General features: G+C 52.7%; 10 protein-coding genes and 1 other RNA gene. 4 read left to right on the top strand and 7 right to left on the bottom strand.

Annotated elements, in window-relative coordinates; translation table 11 throughout:
• Positions 1 to 69 precede the first annotated feature (69 nt).
• The 3 genes from rsmH to rnpB all read right to left on the bottom strand — a co-directional run bounded on the left by rsmH (position 70) and on the right by rnpB (position 2,199).
• Entirely contained in the window at positions 70 to 999 is a 930-nt protein-coding gene (rsmH, locus tag ACFODX_RS00225) for a 16S rRNA (cytosine(1402)-N(4))-methyltransferase RsmH (RefSeq protein WP_378114860.1), read from the bottom strand.
• Positions 1,000 to 1,007: 8 nt separating this feature from the next.
• A complete protein-coding gene (gene mraZ, locus ACFODX_RS00220; RefSeq protein WP_324258071.1) occupies positions 1,008 to 1,448 on the bottom strand; it encodes a division/cell wall cluster transcriptional repressor MraZ in 441 nt (146 codons plus the stop codon).
• Positions 1,449 to 1,816: 368 nt separating this feature from the next.
• Positions 1,817 to 2,199, bottom strand: an RNA gene (rnpB, locus tag ACFODX_RS00215) — RNase P RNA component class A.
• 259 nt (positions 2,200 to 2,458) lie between these two features.
• Here rnpB and ACFODX_RS00210 point away from each other — a divergent pair.
• Together ACFODX_RS00210 and ACFODX_RS00205 are read left to right on the top strand one after the other, a co-directional pair.
• Entirely contained in the window at positions 2,459 to 4,852 is a 2,394-nt protein-coding gene (locus ACFODX_RS00210; RefSeq protein ID WP_378114858.1) for a TonB-dependent receptor, read from the top strand.
• 184 nt (positions 4,853 to 5,036) lie between these two features.
• Positions 5,037 to 5,996 carry a DMT family transporter gene (locus ACFODX_RS00205; RefSeq protein ID WP_378114856.1) on the top strand — a complete coding sequence of 320 codons (960 nt, stop codon included), beginning with the start codon at positions 5,037 to 5,039 and terminating at the stop codon, positions 5,994 to 5,996.
• Here ACFODX_RS00205 and ACFODX_RS00200 read toward each other — a convergent pair.
• From ACFODX_RS00200 to ACFODX_RS00190, 3 genes are all read right to left on the bottom strand, one after another.
• The gene (locus ACFODX_RS00200; RefSeq protein WP_378114854.1) at positions 5,956 to 7,977 is read right to left on the bottom strand and encodes an LTA synthase family protein; all 2,022 of its coding nucleotides are present in this window, start codon (positions 7,975 to 7,977) and stop codon (positions 5,956 to 5,958) included. The genes ACFODX_RS00205 and ACFODX_RS00200 overlap by 41 nt on opposite strands.
• A gap of 126 nt (positions 7,978 to 8,103) precedes the next feature.
• Positions 8,104 to 9,480: a glycoside hydrolase family 5 protein gene (locus ACFODX_RS00195; RefSeq protein WP_378114852.1), complete on the bottom strand. Its 1,377-nt coding sequence runs from the start codon at positions 9,478 to 9,480 to the stop codon at positions 8,104 to 8,106.
• Positions 9,481 to 9,715: 235 nt separating this feature from the next.
• Positions 9,716 to 10,867 carry a helix-turn-helix domain-containing protein gene (locus ACFODX_RS00190; RefSeq protein WP_378114850.1) on the bottom strand — a complete coding sequence of 384 codons (1,152 nt, stop codon included), beginning with the start codon at positions 10,865 to 10,867 and terminating at the stop codon, positions 9,716 to 9,718.
• Between the two features lie 188 nt (positions 10,868 to 11,055).
• Here ACFODX_RS00190 and ACFODX_RS00185 point away from each other — a divergent pair, with 188 nt between their 5' ends.
• Positions 11,056 to 11,529, top strand: coding sequence for a heme-degrading domain-containing protein (locus ACFODX_RS00185; protein WP_378114848.1), 474 nt, complete (start codon positions 11,056 to 11,058; stop codon positions 11,527 to 11,529).
• On the opposite strand, the gene rsmI is transcribed toward ACFODX_RS00185, so the two are convergent.
• A complete protein-coding gene (rsmI, locus tag ACFODX_RS00180) occupies positions 11,526 to 12,380 on the bottom strand; it encodes a 16S rRNA (cytidine(1402)-2'-O)-methyltransferase (RefSeq protein ID WP_378114846.1) in 855 nt (284 codons plus the stop codon). The genes ACFODX_RS00185 and rsmI overlap by 4 nt on opposite strands.
• 115 nt (positions 12,381 to 12,495) lie before the next feature.
• Between rsmI and ACFODX_RS00175 the strand changes: the two genes are divergently transcribed.
• Entirely contained in the window at positions 12,496 to 14,397 is a 1,902-nt protein-coding gene (locus ACFODX_RS00175) for a penicillin-binding protein activator (RefSeq protein WP_378114844.1), read from the top strand.
• Positions 14,398 to 14,404: the final 7 nt, after the last annotated feature.

The following is a 14,404-nucleotide window of genomic DNA, read 5'->3' as shown; positions in this document are numbered from 1 at the left end:
TGGCAAGTGTTGGAAATAAATTAACGCGTGTTAGGTTTTAACTAATGGGTCGAGCTTGTTGGGCTGGTTTTACAATTTTTCTGCCACACGCATAACGGCGCTGCGCGAGCGAACATTTGCATCCACTTCCGCATCGCTCGCCTTTATTGCCTTGCCAAGTGAGCGCATGCGTTTATTGAGCTGGTCATCGCGAATCGGCAATCCTTTTGGCACCGGATCGCCCTGCTCCTGGCGACGGATAAAACGCTTTACAACACGATCCTCAAGCGAGTGAAAACTGATTACCACCAAGCGCCCGCCCGGTGCGAGAACGGTCAGCGCCTGTTCCAGCACCGTTTCCAAATCGCCCAACTCGTTATTCACATGAATTCGAATCGCTTGAAATGCACGGGTTGCGGGGTGCTTGCCTTTCTCCCATGCGGGGTTGGCCTCTTTCACAACCTCTGCCAAGTGTTTGGTGCGGGTGAACGGCTGCTTCTGGCGCTCGGCAATAATCGCGCGCGCCATGCGCTTGGCAAAACGCTCCTCGCCGAACTCTTTGAGCACCCGGATAATTTCATCTTCATCCGCACTATTAACCCAGTCGGCTGCGCTTTGGCCGCGACTCTGGTCCATGCGCATATCCAAAGGGCCATCCTGCATAAAACTGAACCCGCGCTCGGCTTCATCCAATTGCGGTGATGACACCCCCAAATCCAGCAGCACACCGGCAACCTTGCCTGTCATACCACGCGCCTCAACCAGCGCCGCCAATTCCGCGAAAGAACCATGGGCGATAGCAAAACGTGAGTCATCGCCAAAACGCTGGTTGGCAGTGGCAATTGCGGCCAAGTCTTTATCTATGCCCAACAACCGGCCATCGGCGGCGAGCTGCTGCAAGATCAAACCACTGTGACCGCCGCGGCCGAAGGTGCCGTCCACATAAAAACCGGAGGTATCGGTAACCAGTGCCTCTACCGCCTCGTTCAAGAGCACGGTGATGTGTTGAGCGTCAGACACGGAGTTACCTAAAAAGAAAGATTTTGTAATTCGGCAGACATTTCGCCGTCGATGTTCTGATCCATGAGCGCATTCCAGCTGTCTTCATTCCACAGCTCGAACTTATTACCCAAGCAGACCAACATCAGTTTTTTGTCCAGATGCGCAAATTCGCGCAGGGTGGGGGGAACCAGGATTCGGCCATTGGCATCCATTTCAAGATTCACCGCATGGCCCATAAAGCGGCGCTGGATCTTGCGTACTTGCTCATTGCCAGACGGCAATGCCTGGATTTTTTGCAGCACAGGCTCCCATTCGGCCTCGGTGTAAACCAACAGGCAGCGCTCGTACATATGAGCAGTCACCCACAAACTCCCGGCACCCGCCGCCAGCAGCGAATCGCGAATGCGCGCTGGTATCGCCATGCGACCCTTAGGGTCCATGCTGATGGAGTAACTGCCTGTTGCCACTTTTCACCACTTAACGGGTTTGATATCCAAGAAAATCCACAAAAAACCACAAATACCCACTTTTCCCCACGGTGCTCACTATAAATCGGAGCAAGTCAAAGTCAAGCGAGCTGGCGTGAAAACACACGCAATTTCACGGGAAAAATCAGGAAAAATCGGCGAACAAGAAGGGAAAGCGCAAAAAGAAAGCACAGCAAAAACCAATAAAAATAGATAAAACAAAGCGATAGCAAGCAAACCTAATGTAAAACATTAAGTTTGCGATTATTTCGCGGTAAAAAGCAGGGATTTATAGAAGGATTTGGTCTAAATCGACCTTGAAGAAAACAACAAACCACAAACTAAAGATCACAAATTGCAGGAAATTAAGTCGGAGTCAGCCGATAAGCCGGGTTCTGTCGTGGACAGTCATTCATCTGGGACCAGTGTCACCACTGGCCTCGAGCAACCTACCCGCCCTCGATACGGGTCGCATCATAGAGGGCCTATTTGGTCTTGCTCCGAGCGGGGTTTACCATGCCGCAGCCTGTTGCCAGTTGCGCGGTGCGCTCTTACCGCACCCTTTCACCCTTACCGTTGCCCTTGCGAGCACTTAGGCGGTCTGCTCTCTGTTGCACTTTCCGTAGGCTCGCACCTCCCAGGCGTTACCTGGCGCTCTACCCTATGGAGCCCGGACTTTCCTCCCCGATGCACCAACCGACACTCAAGAGAGCCAATCAGTTAACACCGGAGCGACTGTCGGGCCGACTCCGAGGCGGCACATTAACCGCCCCGAGCGACAAGCGCAAGATCATAAATATGACGATATGCGTTTTCCTTGATCGGCCAGTTTACTTTTTTTGCTAACCGGATCACTTCTGCCATGCGAGGGGCTTACAAATCTCACTAACAGCAACAGTAAACTGGTATTTTTGCGGCTTTAGGCTATTAATTAAGACAAATCAATTACGCTTGATTACAGCCCATCTCCCCGAATCGGATCTCACAATAAAAGCGCAGGAGAACTTCCAGTGAAAGCTTATCAATACAACCTTCTTGCCCTGGCCATAGCAACGCAATTAGCCATTCCCGCAAGCGCGCAGGACACCCCTGCCCCGAGCGATAGCCCCGCGCTGGAAGAGGTCATGGTTACGGCACAAAAACGCCCGCAAAGCCTGCGCGATGTGCCCATTTCGGTGAATGCGCTGTCCAGTAAAAAAATCGAGGAGGCCGGCATTACCAGTGTGGAGCGTGTGGCTGATTACATTCCCAGCTTCAACATGACCCAGACAGGCATAGGTACAAATATTGCGATTCGCGGCATCAGCTCCGGCGTGAACCCGGGGTTTGAACAGTCAGCAGCCCAGTTTGTCGATGGCATCCACTTTGGCCGTTCGCAGCTTTCACGTGCGCCGTTTTTGGACTTGGAGCGGGTAGAAATTCTGCGCGGCCCACAGAGTATTTTATTTGGTAAGAACTCCACCGCAGGTGCAATCAGTATCACTACCGCCAAACCCGGCACAGAACATGAGGCCAAGCTGAGCTACCTCTATGAGCCGGAACATGGCGAGCAGGACCTGCGCTTGATTCTCTCAGGCCCTATTAGCGACACAGTCGGTGGCAGACTTGCGATTCTCGACAGCCAGATTGATGGCTTTATGGAAAATACCACCCTCGGACGCGACGAGTCAGGCGATGACAACCGTGTAATCCGTGCCACGCTGGTATGGCAGCCGAGCGACCTCTGGGACATCACCCTGAAACTGGAGGACGGCTCCTTTGATAGCGAGGGGCGCAATATTGAAGTGCTGCGGCCCGTAGAAATCCCATCCCCCACAACAGGGGTTGCAACACCCTACGCTAACGCCCTGCAATTCTTCACCCAAGGAGCCTATTTACTCGATACTACTCACGACTGGAAACGCCAATCCAACGGGGATTTCAGCTACAACGACACCGAAAACGTGACACTCACCGTGGAGCGCGAATTGGGTGAACACACCCTGACCGCCGTAACCGGCTATAACGCCTACACCTACGATGAACTCTGCGATTGCGATTTTACCGGTGCCTCGGGGTTCAATATTTTGTCCAACGAAGATTACCGCCAGGTAAGCCAGGAGATTCGCATCACCTCACCGGAAGATGGCACCTTTAGCTACATCGGCGGCCTGTTTTTCCAAAGCAGTTCGATGGATTTTAATGATGCGGTAAGGGTTCCTACCGATAGTTTTATCGCCACTGCCTTCACCCCCATTTTGGGCGCGGGAGCAGCTAACCTACTGCGCGGCGCTTCGTCCAACCGCAGCTTTGAGCAGGATACTGACCTTGCAGCTATTTTTGCCCAGCTGACCTGGAACTTTACCGATACTTCTCGCGCCATCTTTGGTGCCCGCCACACCACAGAAACCAAAGAGGCAAGCCGCACCCAATATCATGTGAGTAATACCGGCACCATCCTTCCGCAAGGCAGCGCGACTGATCCTTACAACATCATTTGGAGTCAATTCAAAATCGACCCCCACTCAGTAAAAGGGGATCGCGACGAATCAGGCTTTACGCCATCGATCACCTTCCAGCAAGACTTCTGGGGCAGCGATATGTTCTACCTCAGTTATACCACCGGCTTTAAATCTGGCGGTTTTGACGTGAGAGCTAACGCTGCACCCAATGAGTTGGATGGCGTCTATCCAGCCATTGAAGGAACCTGGGAGTTTGAGGAGGAGAAAGTTCAAAACTTTGAAGCGGGCACAAAACTGGTATTAGCCGATGGCGCGGCGGAATTAAACATCGCCGCCTTCCGCTCCGAGTTTGAAGACATGCAGACCAGCCAGTTTGATGGCAGCCTGAGTTTTAACGTGACCAATGCTGGCGAGGCGGTAGTACAGGGGGTAGAAATCGATGGCCGCTGGGCGATTATCGACAACCTGATGTTGCGTGGCGGCATGGCCTATATCGACTTTGAGTACACCGATTTCCCCAACTCGCAATGCTACTTTGGCCAACCGGACAACGTATTACCAACCGGTGATGGTGTCTGTGATGCGACTGGTCAGCGCCGTGAGTTCACCCCCGAACTCCAGGGTAATGTGGGTGTGGACTACACCATCAACTTCAGCAATGGCTTGAAGCTGGTGAATACTCTGGACCTGATTTACAGCGATGAATACCTGACCACGCCATCACTGGATCCGCGCTTTAGCCAAGACGCCTACACCAAGGTGAATGCCCGCATTGCACTGAGCGGCAATGACGATACCTGGGAGCTGGCGGTCATTGGAAAAAACCTGGGCGATGAATCCATAGTCTCCTACGCCAATGGCCTGCCGGTCGCATCCACCGTAACACGCGGTACTGGCTCGGGTTACTACGCCTTCTATGAGCGCCCAAGAAGTGTGGCAGTCCAGGGGACAATTCGTTTCTGAGGCCACTGAGATATCAACATGGTCGGCATTCGAGGGGGCGCACTGGCGCCCCTTTTTTATGGTCGGGTCATTGTCGGACGCGGACTATTATTCAGGGTATTTTGCTACCGCCACTGCCGACTAATTTGCATTACTGCTATTATTAATAAGACTTATTTTTGTGCAGCGATTGGACTACAAGCAAATGAGCGATTCACCTACCGGCCAACCACCGGTGACGCCCTCTACACCAGAGATCAGCACCCAACCGCAGCAAGCACACTTGCCCCACAATATCCTCAAGGGCTTTTTGCTCGCCGCCGCCGCGCTTTTTTTGTTTACCTGCATGGACAGCATCACCAAATACCTGACCAGCCACTACAACGTGCCCTTTGTGGTTGCCATGCGCTATCTGGTGCACTGCTCGGTAATGCTGATTATTCTGGCGCCGCGCCATTCGACCCAGCTAGTGAAAACCCAACGCACCGGCCTTGTCATTCTGCGCGGGCTTGCGCTGACACTTTCTTCGCTGTGTATGGGAATGGCGCTGCAGCGCATGCCACTGGCAGAGACTACCGCGATCAATTTTCTGGCGCCCACACTGGTGGCTTTATTAGCGGGTTCACTGCTTAGCGAACGCATTGGTGCCTGGGGTTGGCTGGCGATTGTGACCGGGTTTATTGGCGTGTTGTTGATTGCACGCCCGGGCGGCGGGCTGGATGCACTGGGAGTCTTTTTTGCGCTGATGGCGGCCTGCGCTAACGCGACTTATCAATTGTTGTCGCGCCTTCTGGCGAGTACCGAAAAAGCGATAGCCTTGCTGTTTTACACCGCACTGATCGGCTCCATCATTTTTGGCTTGGCACTCCCTTGGTATTGGGAGAACAAAACGCCCAGCACCCTCGAACTGGTGTTGCTGCTCAGCATGGGGCTAACCGGTGGTTTGGGCCATTACCTGTTCACCCTGGCCTACCGCCATGCGCCCGCCTCAGTACTTGCGCCTATGACCTACCTGCAGCTGATTTGGGCGGGCTTAATGGGCTGGTTTATCTTCGGCACCATTCCTGACAGCACCAGTCTGATCGGCATGTGTATTGTCGCGGCCTCAGGGTTGATTATTGCCGTTAAATCCCGCCCGGCGAAGCCGGTGGCTGATCAGTTGTAAGCGAGGAGACGGGCGCGCATGCATCACCGCTGCGGTATTTATGCTCTCGATACAAATAAGACGGCAATTGCACCTGCGCCAACGCCCTGCGCTGCTCTTCCGGCGTGGCTGGGCGCAACACCGAGAGCTTGTTTTGCTCCTCGTTGTAATGCGCAATAGCGGCGGAAGCGTCGGGCTTGAGTAGGGTGAGCTGTTCCGTCTCCATCAGCGCAAAATAATCGCCGAACTGCAGCAGCGCCCGCCCGGGGCTTGCAGGGTCGGCAACAAAATCGCGCCCGATTAAAGCGTGACAACTGGAAACACCAAGCAAGGATAACAGCGTAGGCGCCAAATCGATCTGGCTTGCCAGTTGGCTGATTCGCTTGGGTTCCACATTAGCACCCAATATCAAACCGGGAATTTGGAATTTTTCTACCGGAATCAAGTTATCGCCATAAACACGATTATCGTGGTCGGCAACAATCAAAAAGAGCGTGTCCTGCCAGTAATCGCTTTGTTTGGCATTTGCAAAAAATTGCCCCATCGCCCAATCCGCATATTTAACTGCGTTATTCACCACACTTTTGGGTTGCTCGTGCAGTTCAATACGACCATCGGGAAACTCAAATGGCTCGTGGTTGCTGGAGGTAAAAATCAGCGAGAAAAAAGGTTTTCCGCTCTGATGTAATTGGGTTAGCTGTTGATGGGCGGTATTAAATACATCCTCATCACTCGCGCCCCAACTGCCGATAAACACCGGGTTTTTAATGCTATTCACATCAATGATTTCATCCACACCATTGCCGGTAAAAAAGCTGGCCATGTTGTCAAAATGCGCTTCACCGCCATAAATAAATTGGGTGCTGTAGCCGGCGTTTTTTAATATGGATGCCAGGGTAGTAAAACCCTGTTGGCTTTTTGAAAGCTTGACCACACTTTGCGCCGGGGTAGGTGGAAAGCCTGCCATCACCGCTTCTATACCGCGTACCGAACGGGTTCCGGTCGCGTACAGGCGCTCAAACCAAATCCCCTGCCCGACCAGTTTGTCCAACTCCGGTGTTACCCCCGCGCCACCTAAAGCACCCACAAAGGTTGCCCCCATGCTCTCCTGCAGCACTATGACCAAATTCAGCGGCTTTGCGCGCGCGTTTGCCGCTTGCTGGTAATGGGCTGTGGGGTAATTCTGGTCATTGAATGCATAGTTTTTTAGCCAGGGCCAATCCCGGCTGAGCGTCAGCATCTCCGGCGTAGACAATTTGCCGTACATCTCGGTAGAGCGGGCCTCATGCTTGAGGTTATAAATCGCGTAGAGCACCGAATAACCGGAATTAATGACCAGCGAATTCACCATGGCATCGCCAGTAATCGCAAAAAAAGCCGGGTTAGCGGGGCGATGATCTGTTGTAGAACGCACCCCCATAAACAGGCACAGCAATACCAGCGGCCAAGCCAGAAGATATTTTGGTAACGACCATTGAGGCGCAGATGCTGCTGGCAAACGCAGCACCCGATAAAGCACCACACTTAACAGAACCGTCAGGCTCAGCCCTCCGATAAATGGCAGGGTAAAACCAAATAACAGCGTGGACAGCACCTCTTTGGGGTAACGCAGGTATTCGATAAACAATCGATTGGGACGGGAATCAAACTGCAGCAAAAAGGCGGGCGTTGCCAATTCGATAAACACAATCAACGCAAGCCCCAGCCAAGCCCAATAAAAAGAAACCCGCAGCCAGAGCTGTCGCCAGGCGACCACCAAGGGCAATAGCAGCGCCAAAGGAGTCAACCAGAGGGAGACTAAAATAATGTCGGCGCGCACGCCCTGCAGCAAAATGCCAAGCCAGTCGCCCGTGGCACTCACCCGCTCCGCCTGCCAGAGCGCCAAACCGACACGACTCAAACTCAACAGCAGAAGCGCAATAGCCGCCATGCGCAACAAATAGACATAGGGGCCTGCAGCCATGCCCCAGAATGATTCTTCAGGTTTATTGCTTTTATTCATCGCTCAATCCAATACCACAGCCAAAATTGTTTTTAGCTTAGCTAGCGAAACTTAAGAAATCCTTAAAAGTGAAAAAAAGCCGGCAACCTCGCACGAAAGGTTGCCGGCTAAAAGAGGAACAGGGGTTTAACGAGAATTTGCCGCGGGAGACATTGCCGACGCAGAGCTTGCAGCGGCACTTGATGTTTTACCTGCGCCTTGTAATAAGGCGTCCAATACCCGTTGATCAGTGACCACCAAGTTGTTGCGACTGAATAGACTGCCGGTATCCCACACAAACGGAATCAAGCCCTTGGTATTGGCGCGTTCAGTTACGTAGCGAAAATAATAAGCGCGGGATGCCAAATGCAACTCCAGCGCCTCACCCGTCAGGTTGTCGCGGCGCATGGCGCTGTATTCACCCAAAATCACAGGAATACCCTGATCGACAAAGCGGGTTTTCATCAGGTCAAACATTTGATCCACCCAGGCTTCTTGACCCCAGCTGGCATTGCGCTCTGTGTCAGTCGCGGAATGAAAACCTTGACCCCAGTAGTAAAACTGTTTGCCCCAGCTCTCGTCTTTGGTCATCAGGGTAAAATTGAAGGGTGTATAGAAGTGCACCTCTGCCATAAGTTTGTTGGTTGCGCTGTCGCTGGGCATTCCAGTCCAGAGGCGGTCAGTTTCTTCAATATCTGTTTTAGGCCCCTGCAGCACCAGTACCCGGTTGGCGTTTTTGCCACCGGTCGCGCGCACGGCATCGACAAATGTCTGGTGATAACTATCGAGCACCGCCATCTGCGCAGCATTATCCACATTAGGTTCATTGGCGCTGGCGAAGATCAGGTGTTCATCAAAGTCGCGCAAATGGGTCGCTATCTGCTGCCAAAAGGCCTTCTGTTTGGCATTGTTAGCACGCTGTTTGTCGGTGGTGACATTGTTTTCCAACCAACCGCCGTCCCAGTGGATGTTTACTATCACGTACAAATTATTATCTACCGCGTAACCCACCACCTGCTTAACGCGATTAAGCCACTCTAGGCTGATGGCGGCAGTTTGCTGATTGGCGTATTGATCCCAGGCAACCGGCAGGCGAATCGCATCAAAACCGGCCTCTTTAACCCACTGGATCTGCGCCTCGGTGATCAGCGGATTGCCCCAGGCCGTCTCGCCACCAATAGCCTCCAGGGTGTTGCCAAAGTTAAAACCGAGTTTGATCTTGCTGGCAACTTGCACCGCCGTGCTGCCCATACCGGTTGCATCGGCGGCCAGTGGGCTGGTGTTGTAGTCTGGATAAAGGCTCGATACCGGGCTGGATGAGCTGTTGCCGAGCGATGAGCTGGCCGCCAGTGACGAAACAGGCGCAACCGATGCAGTGGACAGACTGGAAGACTGCGCGATAGAAGATGGGATAAGTCTGGCACTGGAAGCACCCGCGGCTGGCGATGAGCCACCCCCACCGCCTCCACATGCGGAAAGAAACGACACTAGAGACAAGAGAACAAACAGATTGGCAGACTTCATTGGCATTTCGGCTTTTATTAGTATTTCGACTTTTTATTGTCAGGCATCTTGTGCGGGCCTGTTCCTCCCTGAGCCCAATGCCGCGATATCCCGCTGCGGTCAACAAAGCCTATAAAAAACCGGGAAATGCCAATAACGCTTTTCCAAAAAAGCCTAGAACTTGCAAAAAATTGAAGTTTTTTTCGTTTTATTTGAAGGTGACGATTAAAAATCAACCAGCCTGATAACTGGAGTGTTACTTATTGCACAGGCTTTTGAAGGTTTTGGGGGTACAGCCGTACTCCTCTTTAAACAGCTTGTTGAAATAAGACACGTTGTTATACCCCACTGAGTAGGCAATTTGGGCGATGTTGGCCTCTTCTTGTTCGGCCAGTAATCGCGCGGCCTCGGTCAGGCGCAACTTATTCAAGTAGCCGGTAAAGGTAAAACCCAGTTCCGCCTTGAGTATGTCATTGATCTTGGTGCGGCTGACGCCAATCCGGCTCACCATCAACTCCAGGCTCAGTTCGGCATTGGCGTATTCAGTGGCCATAAAGCGCAGAATGGCATCGGTATCCTTGTCCCGTTGCGGCTCTACAGATAACTGCTGGTAAGCCACCAGAGGGCGGTCTTTTTGCAGGCGGCTTTGTAAATCCGCAATCAATGCGCGACTGTGAGCGCGAAAAAACCAAAAGCCAAAACCGCCCCAGGCAAGCAGCAATAACACCCCCAACAGATAAAGGTAACGCCAGTCGCGCCCCATCAGGGTAATTTCATTCAACTGCACACGCGCTTCAAGATCCGTCGGGCTCTGGGGGCTGCTGGCAAATAACAGTTTGGGCACTTGTTTGAGCTGATACTCCTTCATGGATAACTTCAGATGAAACCGCTCCAGCCACCACTGCGGCGTTTCAAGGCGAGTCAGATCCAGCACAACCGGAGTCCAGTCTTCATCACAGGCAAAAAAAGCCGAGGGGGAACGGTAACTCAAAGGATCGCTGGCAGTGGTGATTTTCTCGTCAACCGTTACCAGGCTAAAAGTGAGCACATTAGCCGGAGCGCATTTGGCACTGAAGGAAATAGTTTGGAAGGAGGCAAGATTCGCCAGCACCGGCTTTCCCTTGGCATCGCCAAACACCAGTGATACCGACGCAAAGGGGTGCTCCACCTTGGAAGAAACTTTTATATCGGCATCGATACTAAAGCTGGCATCGTTAATTTTTACTGACGAATCACCACCCCAGTAGCGGTCATCTCCGGCTTCGGCCGACCAGGGTAAGGCACTTTGTTGTGCTGGCAGCAGCGATAACTGTAAGAAGGTGCGCTGCATACACCAATAGGCGGCCAGCGCGCTTAACAACAATAACCCCGCCAGGGCGAGTAATACTTTTTTATAAAATGCCAGCATGGGTGAAGCCACCAAAATCAACGCAGGCAGACAATTTAGTCGCGAATCGCACCACATACAAGTTTTGCAAACTGCACCAAGCCTCTGGAAACAAATGCAATTTTGCTTTGCAGCAACGCGTGCCTGAGGTTTAATCCAACCATTCCAACCGGCGACGGTTATCAATCACAACTAAGGCTGGGCACACCATGACTAGCAATCTTTTGAGCACACTCCTGGATCAGGAAGCAGAACTGCAGCTGCACTACTTCAACAACAGCACCGCCTGGGAGCTGGGCAGCCTGATTAAAGCGGCGGCAGATCAAAACGCGGCCCCCATAGCCATAGAGATCTATGGTTTTGAGCAGGTACTTTTTAGCTACTTTATGCCCGGCACCAACAAGGACAATCAGGACTGGATCTACCGTAAGCGCCAATCAGTGATGCGTTTTGGTCACAGCTCCTATTACACCGGCCAATACAACCTCGCCAAAAACCGCGACTTTGAAACCATCCCCCACCTGGACCCCAAACAATACTGCGCCCATGGCGGCGCGTTTCCGCTGCGCATTAAAAATAGCGGCTTGATTGGCGCGGCCACTGTGTCTGGCTTGGCTCAGGAAGTGGATCACCAAATGGTGATCGATGCCCTGCGGAAGGTCGTGCTGGCGCAAACGCGTTAACTATCCCGCTGAAGCGCCCAGTCATACAAAAAATTCTTTTTCAAACCGGTGAGCTTGGCGCCCAGGCTCGCCGCTTGTTTTACCGGCAATTCCTCCAGCAGGACATTCATTATGTGAATTTGCTCAGGAGTAATAGCATCGCCCTCGGGTTTGGGCGCGCCGTGTACCAATAACACTATTTCACCGCGCTGCTGATTGCTGTCCGCCGCAACCCAGGCAGCAAGCTCGGCCACCTTATCGCCTTTAATCGTTTCAAAGGTTTTGGTCAGCTCTCGTGCCATCACCACTTCGCGCTCGGGGCCAAACACCTGCACCATATCCTGCAGGGTTTCCAGAATGCGATGCGGCGCCTCGTAAAAAATCAGGGTGCGCGGGTCGGCCACAAGGCTCTGTAAATGCGTGCAGCGCGCCACCTGTTTCGCCGGTAAAAAGCCTTCAAATGCGAAACGATCCGAGGGTAAACCGGCAGCGCTCAGGGCGGCGATCATGGCGCAAGCGCCGGGCACAGGCACAATGGTTATCCCCGCCTGACGCGCGCTGCGCACCAGACGATAACCGGGATCAGACACCAGCGGGGTTCCCGCATCAGAAATTAAGGCAATGGATTCACCGGCTTGCATACGCGCAATCAGCTGTGCGGTGCGCTGCTCATCGCTGTGATCGTGGTAGGCAACGCAGGGGGTTTTAATATCGAAATGCGCCAGCAAACGAGAACTGTGGCGCGTATCCTCCGCGGCGATGAGCGCTACAGTTTGTAGAGTTTCCACCGCTCGCGGTACCATATCGCCCAAATTGCCAATCGGGGTTGCCACGACATAAAGGGTGCCTGGGTTGGAGCTAGGAGTTGCCATAACGCATTCCGCAAAAGTGAGATCAGGCCAGTTAAGCGCGCACTGATACTGATATGAATGTTGATATTGAATTGTTACTGCAGCTTGCTAGCCGCAGTTTTTCACCGAGGTCGTCATGCCCCACAGGCTAATGTTGCGTAGCGTTTTTCGCCCGATTGCTGTATCCAAACTAGTGCTTTGCTCGCTCTCGGCAGCATTGTTACTCAGTGGCTGCAGCAGCACACCACCCCAGTCTACAAAAGCAGCCAAACCCAAGCCGGCATCCAGCCAGCCAGCGCAACTCAGTGCCGGCAAATTGTTACAAATGGCCAACCAGGCACAATCGCCTGAGCGCGAAAGTTTGGTGTTGCAAGCGGCACAAGTCTATATCGACGGAGGGAAATACAATCGCGCTCGCGATTTGTTGGTGGATATAAACGCAGAGGCATTGCCCGATCAGGCCTACATCAAACACACCGATTTGCTGAGCGCCGTCGCCTTAAATGAAGGCTCCAACTTTTTAGCGCACGGCATTTTAACCAAGCCGCGCCTGGAACAACAATGGCAAGCCATGGAGCCGGCGATGGAAATCTCCCTGCGCGATAAACGCGCGCAGGTGTTTGCGCTTTTGGGCGAACAACAAAATAGCGTGAATGAACGTATTCAACTTGCCGCGCTGACCAACAATAAAAAATTGTTGCAAACCAATCAGGATGCGCTCTGGCAAAGCCTCATGAGCATTCCTTTTGCAGAGCTACAACAGTTAGCCATGAGCGGCATGAGTGATACCGCGCGCGGCTGGTATAGCCTGGCCGCCATCAATAAAAATAATCAAATCGATTTGGAACAACAGCGCGAACAATTACAGCAATGGCTGCGCGACTGGCGCCAACATCCGGCACACAATAATCTGCCAAGCGATTTAAAACTCCTGCAAAGTTTAATTGACCAACAACCCAAACAAATTGCGCTGCTATTGCCTATGCAAGGCAAACTTGCCGAAGCCGGCGAGGCAGTGCGCGATGGTTTTTTTGCGGCATATTTCCAAGCGCTAGGCAATGGCCGCCAAGCGCCTGAAGTGCGCCAATACGATAGCAGCGAAGATGCCATCAGCGCTTATCAACAAGCCGTAGCCGATGGTGCAGATTTGGTGATTGGCCCCATCGACAAAGAAAAAGTCACTGAATTGAGCCTGATGCCAGCGCTGGAAGTGCCGGTGCTTGCGCTAAATTACCCGGACAACCAACCCGCACAACCACTCAAAGGTTTTTATCAATTCGGATTGGCGGTAGAGGATGAAGCGCGACAAGTTGCGCGTCAGGCTTTTTTAGAAGGTCATCGCCAGGCGATGGTGATTATTCCCTCGCAAGAATGGAGTGAGCGCAGTGCTCGCGCATTTGCGGAGGAGTGGGAAAAACTGGGCGGCGTGGTGGTGAATCGCAGCCAATTCCAAAGCGGCGCTAACTATTCAAAATTAGTCAAAGATGCGATGCAAATTGAAAACAGTTTGGTTCGCAACCGCGAAATGCAAGAGCTGCTTGGTGTACCGCTGCAAACTGCTCCGCGCAGCCGCAGCGATGTGGACATGATTTTCCTGATTGCCGATCCGGCACAAGGGCGCCAGATCAAACCAACCTTTGCGTTCCACTATGCCGGCAACATTCCGGTGTACGCCACCAGCCAAATTTATTCCGGCCAGGCCAACATAAAAGCAGATCGCGATTTAAACGGTGTGCGTTTTAATACTATGCCCTGGTTATTTGACACCAGCAGCGCAGAGAAACAAGCCGTTGCGCAACACACTCAATCAGCGGCAGTTTACGGTCGTTTGCATGCGTTGGGCGCAGATGCCTTCCGTCTTTACGCCCGTTTACCACAGCTGGAGCAGGTGCCCGGCATGCGTATTTTTGGCGCGACTGGGGCACTGCAAATGGCAAGGGATGGCCGTATCGAACGCGAGCAGATCTGGGTGCGCTTCCGCAATGGCGAAGCACAACCCCTGCCGATGGTCATCAACCAAAGTGATCTGCAATATTAAACATTCA

The sequence above is a fragment of the Cellvibrio fontiphilus genome, assembly GCF_042646205.1.
In the GTDB taxonomy this organism is placed as follows: domain Bacteria; phylum Pseudomonadota; class Gammaproteobacteria; order Pseudomonadales; family Cellvibrionaceae; genus Cellvibrio; species Cellvibrio fontiphilus_A.
Note: the sequence above shows the minus strand (reverse complement) of the source record. Positions and strands in the feature narration are given on the sequence as shown.